General features: G+C 59.3%; 8 protein-coding genes and 1 pseudogene. 5 read left to right on the forward strand and 4 right to left on the reverse strand.

Annotated features, from left to right (window positions below):
• Positions 1 to 32 precede the first annotated feature (32 nt).
• Entirely contained in the window at positions 33 to 668 is a 636-nt protein-coding gene (locus tag BGP02_RS13505) for a GntR family transcriptional regulator (RefSeq protein ID WP_017233930.1), read from the reverse strand.
• A 314-nt stretch (positions 669 to 982) separates the two neighbouring features.
• Here BGP02_RS13505 and BGP02_RS13510 point away from each other — a divergent pair, with 314 nt between their 5' ends.
• The 4 genes from BGP02_RS13510 to BGP02_RS13525 all read left to right on the forward strand — a co-directional run bounded on the left by BGP02_RS13510 (position 983) and on the right by BGP02_RS13525 (position 5,411).
• Positions 983 to 1,744: an alpha/beta fold hydrolase gene (locus BGP02_RS13510; protein WP_286798703.1), complete on the forward strand. Its 762-nt coding sequence runs from the start codon at positions 983 to 985 to the stop codon at positions 1,742 to 1,744.
• Entirely contained in the window at positions 1,741 to 3,006 is a 1,266-nt protein-coding gene (locus tag BGP02_RS13515; RefSeq protein ID WP_017233932.1) for an iron-containing alcohol dehydrogenase, read from the forward strand. The genes BGP02_RS13510 and BGP02_RS13515 overlap by 4 nt, the downstream gene beginning before the upstream one ends.
• A gap of 130 nt (positions 3,007 to 3,136) precedes the next feature.
• Complete coding sequence (locus BGP02_RS13520) at positions 3,137 to 4,519, forward strand: MFS transporter (RefSeq protein ID WP_017233933.1); 1,383 nt, start codon at positions 3,137 to 3,139, stop codon at positions 4,517 to 4,519.
• 82 nt (positions 4,520 to 4,601) lie between these two features.
• Positions 4,602 to 5,411 carry a sterol desaturase family protein gene (locus tag BGP02_RS13525; protein ID WP_286798704.1) on the forward strand — a complete coding sequence of 270 codons (810 nt, stop codon included), beginning with the start codon at positions 4,602 to 4,604 and terminating at the stop codon, positions 5,409 to 5,411.
• 21 nt (positions 5,412 to 5,432) lie between these two features.
• Here the strand turns inward: BGP02_RS13525 and BGP02_RS13530 are convergent.
• The 3 genes and pseudogenes from BGP02_RS13530 to BGP02_RS13540 all read right to left on the reverse strand — a co-directional run.
• A pseudogene (locus tag BGP02_RS13530) lies at positions 5,433 to 5,566 on the reverse strand (LysR family transcriptional regulator); the annotation flags it as partial.
• Positions 5,567 to 5,569: 3 nt separating this feature from the next.
• On the reverse strand, positions 5,570 to 5,866 hold the full coding sequence (locus BGP02_RS13535; protein WP_017233935.1) for a YciI family protein: 297 nt from the start codon (positions 5,864 to 5,866) through the stop codon (positions 5,570 to 5,572).
• Positions 5,867 to 5,941: 75 nt separating this feature from the next.
• Entirely contained in the window at positions 5,942 to 7,366 is a 1,425-nt protein-coding gene (locus BGP02_RS13540; protein ID WP_039830329.1) for an MFS transporter, read from the reverse strand.
• A gap of 100 nt (positions 7,367 to 7,466) precedes the next feature.
• Here BGP02_RS13540 and BGP02_RS13545 point away from each other — a divergent pair, with 100 nt between their 5' ends.
• Complete coding sequence (locus BGP02_RS13545; RefSeq protein ID WP_286798705.1) at positions 7,467 to 8,333, forward strand: LysR family transcriptional regulator; 867 nt, start codon at positions 7,467 to 7,469, stop codon at positions 8,331 to 8,333.
• The last annotated feature ends 137 nt before the right edge of the window (positions 8,334 to 8,470 follow it).

The raw sequence follows: 8,470 nt of genomic DNA on the forward strand, positions 1-8,470 counted from the left end.
CTTCGTCGGACAAGCCAGGGGAAATTCCGCCACTAGGCTCGCTCGCCCAGCACCGTGGCTCGCGTGAATGCCTCGATATTGTCCAACAGCGCATCGAGGGCGTCGCCTGCACGCTTCACTTCGCCCGCGGCAATCGCTTCCGCGACTTCCGCATGCAGGCGTGCCATCGTGGGCAAATCGGCCGCTTCCTTGTAGTGGTAGTACCAGAAGCGGCGCGCCAGTCCGTGCAACAAACGCATCGCGCCCTCGGCGAACTCGTTGCGCGCGGCCACGAGGCACAATTCGTTGAACTCGCGGTCGGCGCGCACGAACTCCACATCCTTGCCGCTGCGGGCCGAACTCTTGAATGCCTTCGCCAGACGCGTGAAATGCTCGCGCTGTTCGGCCGTCGCCTTCTTCGCTGCGCTTCGCGCAATCAAGCGCTCCACCTCACGTCGCGTCTCCAGCAAGCGCAGTTGCTTGGCTACGTCCATCGGCGGGATGAGTAGCCCGCGTTGCGGCAACACCACGATCAAATGCTCGCGGGCCAGTCGCTGCACGGCCTCCCGGATCGGCGTTCGGCCAAAGCCCGTCATCTCGCTCAGTTGCAGTTCCGACAAGGTCGACCCCGGCGCGAGCCGCAGCGTCACGATCGCCTCTTCAATCCACTCGTAAGCCATATCGACCATGCGACCTCGCGGGACGGCCTCCCGTGCGTCATCCGGTACATGGGGCACTGGTTTCCCCGTGCGTTGCGTCGCTTTTTTTGTCGCCATTGGGTCGATGCTTCAGAGCAAATATTAATTGTATATCACCTGCTCTCAAGGCTTCGACGGCGCACCGCGCGCTGTACGTCTGCGGTGCGCAGTGCCACATCACCTCGCCATTTTTGCTCGCCCCTCGCCTACCCCCCCGAGTTTTCCCTCGGTGTCGACGACTTGTTTTCACAAACTAACATGCTATTATTAATCAACTAATATATTACTAACAGGAGGGGCACGCGATGGATATTCGCCATGTAGGAATGCCCGAGGGCTTTCCGGTCGTCGCCCTGCATGGCATTCAAGGCACGAGCGACTCCTGGATTCCTGTCGCGACCGCATTGGGAGACGCATTCCATTTCGTCTTGCCCAACATGCCCGGTCGCGGCGACGCCGAATCGCCAAGCGGGCCAAAGGCATGCAGCGCCGACAACTTCGCGCGGATTGCCAGCCTGTCGATTGAACAGGATGTCGGCGCTCGTCCTTATGCGCTGGCCGGCTGGAGCATGGGGGTATCGGTCATCCTCGAGTTGATGGCGCAGTTGGCGAACGGCACGGCACGTCATCATCCGCCGGCGGCCATTGTGCTGTTGTCCGGCACCGCGCAGTTGGACGAGGTTGCCTGGTTCAAGGCATCCGAACAGACCGCCCTACTCAACGAAATTCGGCACAGGCAAATGCGCTTGGGTCTGACGCACGCGGCGGATCCGCTCACTGTGTCGTGGACATGGAATGCGCTGAAGCGGATGTCCCACCTCCGGCATCTGGTGCACGTCGACGTGCCCACGCTGCTTATCCACGGCAGCGACGACGAAGACTGTCCCATCGAGCACGCACATCGCGTGCGAGAGGGAATTCGCTGCGCAACGCTGCAAGTGATTCCGGGCGCGCGCCACTCGATCCTGACGCAGAACACGCAAGCGGTCTGCGTCGCCATGCGCCACTTTCTCACGCAATACAGCACGGCATCCCGATGCCCGAGCACCCCGGAGACAAATTCATGAGGCTTGACGATTGCATCCACTTTTGTGCCCCCTCCCGACTGATCATCGAGCGTGGCTACCGTCAAAAGCTTCCCCATCTTTTGCAGCGCATCGGCTATCGGCGAGGATTGCTCGTCACCGATCGCTTCTTTTCGGATCGAACCCCTTGGGTGAACGACTACGTGAGCGCCTGCGAACGCCTCGGTATTCACGTCGATGTCTTTGCGGGCGGCCAACCCGACCCCACGACCGACCTGTGCGACCGTGCGACGGCCGAACTGCGCGTCCATCTTGACGGTCATCTGCCCGACCACATCGTTTCCCTGGGCGGCGGCAGCAACATCGATCTGGCCAAGGCGCTGTGCGTCACCCTGACTGCAGGGCGGCCCATTCGCGACTTCAGTGCCGGCATCACGAGCGATGCACCGGTCATCGACCACGTCTCGGTGCCCACGACGGCGGGCACGGGCTCTGAGCTGACCCCCGGCACCATTCTGTTCGACACGTCCACCGGTATCAAGACCGCCGTGATGGACAATCGGCTTCGCCCGGTCATCGCCGCCATCGACCCCGAACTCACCTTCACCTGCCCGCCCAAAGTCACGGCGGAATCCGGCATCGACGCCCTGACGCATGCGCTCGAGTCGTTTGTCACCCTTGACTCAAGCCGGTTCGAGCGAGGCGGCAACGTCGACCCGGGCTATAGCGGTCGCAGCGGCTTGACCATGATGTTTGCGCGCGAATCCATCCGGCTTTGCGCCCAGTATCTGCTTCGTTCCTATCAGGACGGACACGATGTCGAGGCACGGGTCGGCATGTGCTATGCGAGCGTCTATGCGGCGATGTCCTACGGCAGCGCAGGGCTGAATGCGGTGCATGGCATTGCTTACGGCGTCGCCGCTCTGACGCACCAATCCCACGGGGCGACGAATGCCGTTGTCTTGCCCTATGTCATCGACGCCCTGCGCGAGTCCCGACATGCCGAACTTCTGGAGGTCGCCCGAATGTTCGGCATTCAGACGGCCGACGAAGTCCAGGCGGTGCGCGCATTACCGCACCAATTACGCGAACTGGTCGGCAAGCTTGGGATTCCCACCGATCTCAACGCGTTTGGCGTCACGCGGACATCGCTACAGGAATTGCTCACCGATTCGCTTGGCGTGACTCGGTTGGCGAAAGCGTTCCCGGTTGGGAATATTGAAGACAGCTATGCGGACATTATCAATAACGCGTGGCATAACCGTCTTCAAGACGAGACGACAGCGAGACTCGCCGCAGACTGAGCCTTTCTGCCCGGCGCTGTAGCGACGCAAAGACACCACTAGAATTCGGCCGGGCCTACCGGCCTCTTTGCGCCTCGATGTCTAACATGTTAGCTGATTATCAGCAACATACATTGGAGGAGACACAAATATGGATATGTCCGTCGCCGCTTCGCGGCTGGGTGTTGGGGTTGCCGCGCGTCTAGAGCGGCTGCCGATGACCCGCTACCAGAGAACGCTGTTCTCGATCATTGCCACCGCCTGGTTCTTCGATTCCATGGACCTGGGTCTGATGACCTTTGTTCTGGGGTCGATCAAGACGGAATTCGGCCTCTCGGCCTCGCAAACAGGACTACTGGCCAGCGCCAGCTTCCTTGGGATGTTTGCCGGCGCTGCAATAGCGGGCCTGCTCGCGGACAAATTCGGCCGAAAGCCGGTCTTCCAGATCAGCATGATTTTCTGGGGCGTCGGTAGTCTGATGTGCGGCTTCGCGCACAACGTCGATTCGCTGATGTTGTACCGGGTGGTGCTTGGCTTTGGCATGGGCATGGAGTTCCCCATCGGCCTGTCGATGGTCTCGGAGATCGTGCCGGCCAAAAGCCGTGGCAAGTATGTAGCAATCCTGGAAGGTTTTTGGCCCATCGGGTTCATCGTTGCCGGCGCGCTCTCTTACTTCATGCTTCCGGTCATCGGCTGGCGTGGCATTTTCATCGCCTTGTCGGTCCCGGCCGTGTTTGTGTTCGTCATCCGGCGCGTGGTGCCCGAGTCGCCTCGGTGGCTCGAAGACACTGGACGGATGACCGAAGCCTCGGACGTGATGAATAGCATCGAGGCCAAGGTGGAGAAAGCCTACGGACGCAAGTTGCCCGCGCCCACATCGACGCCGAGCGCGCCTCGCGCCCAAACCGGCAGGAAGGCGCTCTTCGCCGAGCTTTGGACCGGCATCTATGCCAAACGGACGGTCATGCTCTGGACCACGTGGTTCTTCGCCTTACTCGGCTACTACGGACTGACGACGTGGCTGGGCGCGCTGCTCCAACAGGCCGGCTATGAGCTGACCAAATCGGTTCTCTACACGGTCTACATCTCACTGGCGGGGATTCCCGGGTTCATGTTCTCGGCGTGGTTGCTCGAGAAATGGGGCCGCAAGCCAACGTGCGCACTGATGCTGCTGGGAAGTGCGGCAGCCGCATACCTTTACGGTCAGGCCGCTGGCACCAAGGCCCCTATCGAACAATTGATTGCCGCCGGACTGATGATGCAATTTTTCCTGTTCGGCATGTGGTCGGTGCTGTACGCCTACACGCCCGAGCTTTATCCGACCCGCACGCGCGCGACAGGCTCCGGCTTCGCGTCGTCCATCGGACGCGTCGGCTCCCTGGCGGGCCCCTTTGCCATTGGCGTACTGCTTCCCTCGTGGGGACAGGCGGGCGTCTTCACCCTGGGCGCCCTCTCCTTCGTCATTGCAGCGCTCGCCGTGTTGCTGCTGGGCGTGGAGACCAAAGGCCGATCGCTTGAAGACGTTTCGCATTGACGCGCTGATCGGCGGGCAATCCTGCCCGCCGATACCCCTTCCACGAGCGCCATCCGATTGATTTAAACGCAGGAGACAACCCATGATTACCGAGCGTCAATTGAAATTCCGAGAGCAGTACAAATCCGACATCAGCCCGATGTACAACGGCCTGTTGCACATCGTCGTGATGTATATCGTGGCCATCGGTGCAGTCGTCTATGCCGTCAGCCGGTTGCAGCATCCGACCTGGGAATGGCTGTTGATGATTCCGGTCTTCCTGGCAGGCAACTTCGTGGAGTGGTTCATGCATCGCTTCGTGATGCATCGTCGCGTGAATGTCTGGGGCTTGCGCGAGATTTACAACCGCCACACTCGCCAGCACCACCAATACTTCAGCGACCAGTTGTCGACGATCGACACGACGCGCGAATTTCGCATCGTCTTCTTTCCGTGGCGCGTGCTGATGACGCTGGGCGTTGGCGGCGGTGCCCTCGGCTATCTGACCTCACTGATCCTGGGGCCGAATGCCGGCTGGATGGTCTTTCTGACGATGGTCGGCCAGTATGTGATCTACGAGACGTTCCATTACTGCTGTCACTGTCATGAGAACTGGTTCGTGCGCAACGTGCCTTTCATCAATACGATTCGCCGGCATCACACCGCCCACCACAACATGGGCATCATGATGAAATACAACATGAACCTGACGTTCCCGATTGCCGACTGGTACATGGGGAGCAGCGACTTGCGTCGAGGCCTGCTCGGCCACCTGTTCAACGGCTACAGCGAAAAGCACATCAAGAGCGAGCTGAAGCCGATCATCGCGAAGTTCAAGGACGACCACTCGCAAGTTACTTTGGACGGCCCCATTCTCACGGCTGAAGAGCGCGAAGCGATGACGGCTATATGAGGTATTGATGTGCGTGGCAGCGGCGAGGGCGATCTCGCCTGAGTCGACCTGCGCCAGTAGATTGAGCGACATCCCGGAACAATGCGAATTCGCCAACCCGGCGGCGGCTCACGGAATCGCTGAATCGCACTGGCCAGGAACGACGTCTGCGACGACTGTCAGTGATCCCCACAGAGTACCCATTGCGCACCCGCCGCGAACTTGTTCGGAGCAAACTCAATGATCTGATACTGAGCGATGCCTTCTCGGTAGAACGGATCCTGCGCCAACACGACATCCAACGCTTCCCGTCCTAGATTGCGCACCAGGATAACGCCGCCAACCCGAGGGACTTGAGGCCCCGACGCCACGAAGTGACCGGCAGCGTATTGACGCTCAAGATACTCGCGATGCTCCTGAAGGAACGCATCGATGTCGGCCAGCGGCTGAAGGTAATGCAAGAGAACAACGAACATTTTTCCTCCTGAAACGATCAGTGGAATTCTACCGAGAACCGGGCCTGCCTCATTTCGTTTACCTTCCGAACCGGCTCATCCACGTCCACACAGTTCGGATGAAGAATTCACCTTCGTCGATCCAACGACGAATTCCCGATATTCTCGCTTTGGCATGCAATACAAACACATCATGCTACACAGAAATAGTAGAGAACCCGCAATCGCCATTGCCGCGTGCATGCCATGCAAGAACGCGTGTGAAGCCGTGTCGCGAACCAGATAGCCAAACACGGCGACCCCTAACATTCCGCCGATCTGGCGCGCGGAATTAAGAACGCCGGATGCGATGCCTGCGCGCGACGCCTCCACCGATGAAAGTGTCACATTGGTCATGGTGGGAATCGTCAACGCGACGCCGCTACCCGCGATTAACATAGGTACGATCAGCATGCCGTAGCGCCCGTCGAAGCTTGCCAACAGCATCAGTAAATATCCACACGCGGCCAGCCCCAAACCAAGCACCATGATGCGACGCGCCCCAAGGCGGGTGATGAGCCTTCCTGCCACAATGTTTGCCGCGACCAATATGACGGTCATCGGCAAGAAAGCGAGTCCCGTCTGCTGAGGAGAAAACCGACACTGCGACTGGAAGAAAAGGCTCAGCACAAACACCAAGCCGTAATACGAGAAGTTCACAATCAGACCCGAAGCCGTTGAAGCCATGAACGTTGGCGCGCGAAACAACGTCATTGGCAACATCGGGTCTTGGGTGCGCCACTCGATCCAGACAAAGACAAACAGCGCGGCGATAGCCAGCAACAACCCCGATTGAACCCGCGTATCACCCCATCCAAGGCTACTGGCTTCGATAAGGCTGGCAGTCATCGACGCTAGTGCAAACACCACCGTTGCCTGTCCGGGCCAGTCCAAACGCCGTCGGTGACCTTCCCCGTCAGGCGTTACGTAGCGCAAGGTCAGGTAAATGCCAATCAACCCGACGGGTAGATTGACTAGAAAAATCGAGCGCCAACCCAAATGCGTCACCAGCAGGCCGCCCAAGACCGGACCGGCGGCCAGTGACAGGCCTCCCACTGCCCCCCACCAACCCACGGCGCGGCCACGCTCCTCACCCGGTTGGAACGCCCTTTGTAGTATGGAAAGCGAGTTGGGCACCAGCATCGCGGCACCCACACCTTGAAGCAGCCGCGCGGCAACCAACCCGCTCAGTTCATCCGTGAGCCCACAGATGAGCGACGCCAATGTAAAAAGGATCAACCCCCAGGAAAAGGCGCGCCGCGCCCCAAAGCGGTCGCCCATCGCTCCGCTAGTCAACAGTAACGCGGCAAACGCCAAGGTGTAAGCGTTGACCACCCACTGCAACCCCGCAACATCAGTCGAAAATTTCTGTCGCAAGGCCTCCAGGGCGACATTGACAACGCTAACGTCCAACAGCACAACGACCAATCCCAAGGCGGAAGCCGCCAACGTACCACGCGACGAAGGTCTGGAAGAGAGCATGACGCACATCCTTGACGTAACAAACTGATGCCATGTTAGGCAGTCGATGTCTGTGCGTAAATTACCTATAATTGCAACTCAACCTGGAGAAAATGCACAGATGTTTGATTGGGAGAATTTACGTCATTTCCTGGCCGTCGCTCATGCAGGCACGCTTTCTGGCGCAGCGCGTGCGATGCACGTCGATCACGCGACGGTGAGTCGGCGATTGAACGCTCTCGAGGCTGAACTGCAAATGTCTCTGATTGAACGGCTGCCGCGCTCGTGCCGATTGACGCCCGACGGAAAGAAGGTTCTGGAACTCGCCAAGCATATGGAGACGGCTTCCTTTGACATTGCCCGACTTGCCCGCGCTCAACATGCCCCACTGGACGGGAAGGTCGCCTTGAGTGCGCCACCGGTACTGGTCGCCCACTTCCTGGCAAAACGTCTGGCCAGCTTGCGTGAGACGCACCCCGGAATTCAACTCTCTCTACTGGCCCAGGCTCAGCAAATATCCCTTAGTCGCGGCGAAGCGGACATCGCACTGCGGTTGGTGCGGCCCAAAGAGCCCAGCAATGTGGCGCGGCGCATCGGCCGCATGCCCTTCGCGCTATACGCGCACAAGGATTACGCGCGTACGGTGCCGCCGGCCGATTGGACGTTTATTGCTTACGACGCATCGTTGGCCGACATGCCTCAGCAACAATGGCTATTGAAGATTGCAAACGGCCGCCCGATGGGATGCACATTGAGCGACATCAGCGGCCATCTCGCCGCCGCGCGCGGTGGCGCCGGTGTCGCGGGACTTCCGTGCTTCATGGGCGATACCGAAGGGGATCTGGTTAGGCTGGAACACGACGGAAGTGCGTTCGCGCGAGATATTTGGCTAGTAGTTCATCGCGACTTACGTCGATCAAAACCTGTCCGCGTGGTGATGGATTACATCGCGACCATCGTTTCCGAAACCCCGATGTTGACCATCTAGATGCCTACGCTACGAGTTGTAGCAGTCTTATGAGTTCAGAAGCTGATCAAGACGAGAATGCTTCCTGGACCGGCCAGCCTTTCGTAGACATCTTCGAGCCATAATTTATGGCAACCGAGGAGGTCAGTATGAGTGGC

It is taken from the genome of Pandoraea sp. 64-18 (genome assembly GCF_001899225.1).
GTDB lineage: Bacteria > Pseudomonadota > Gammaproteobacteria > Burkholderiales > Burkholderiaceae > Pandoraea > Pandoraea cepalis.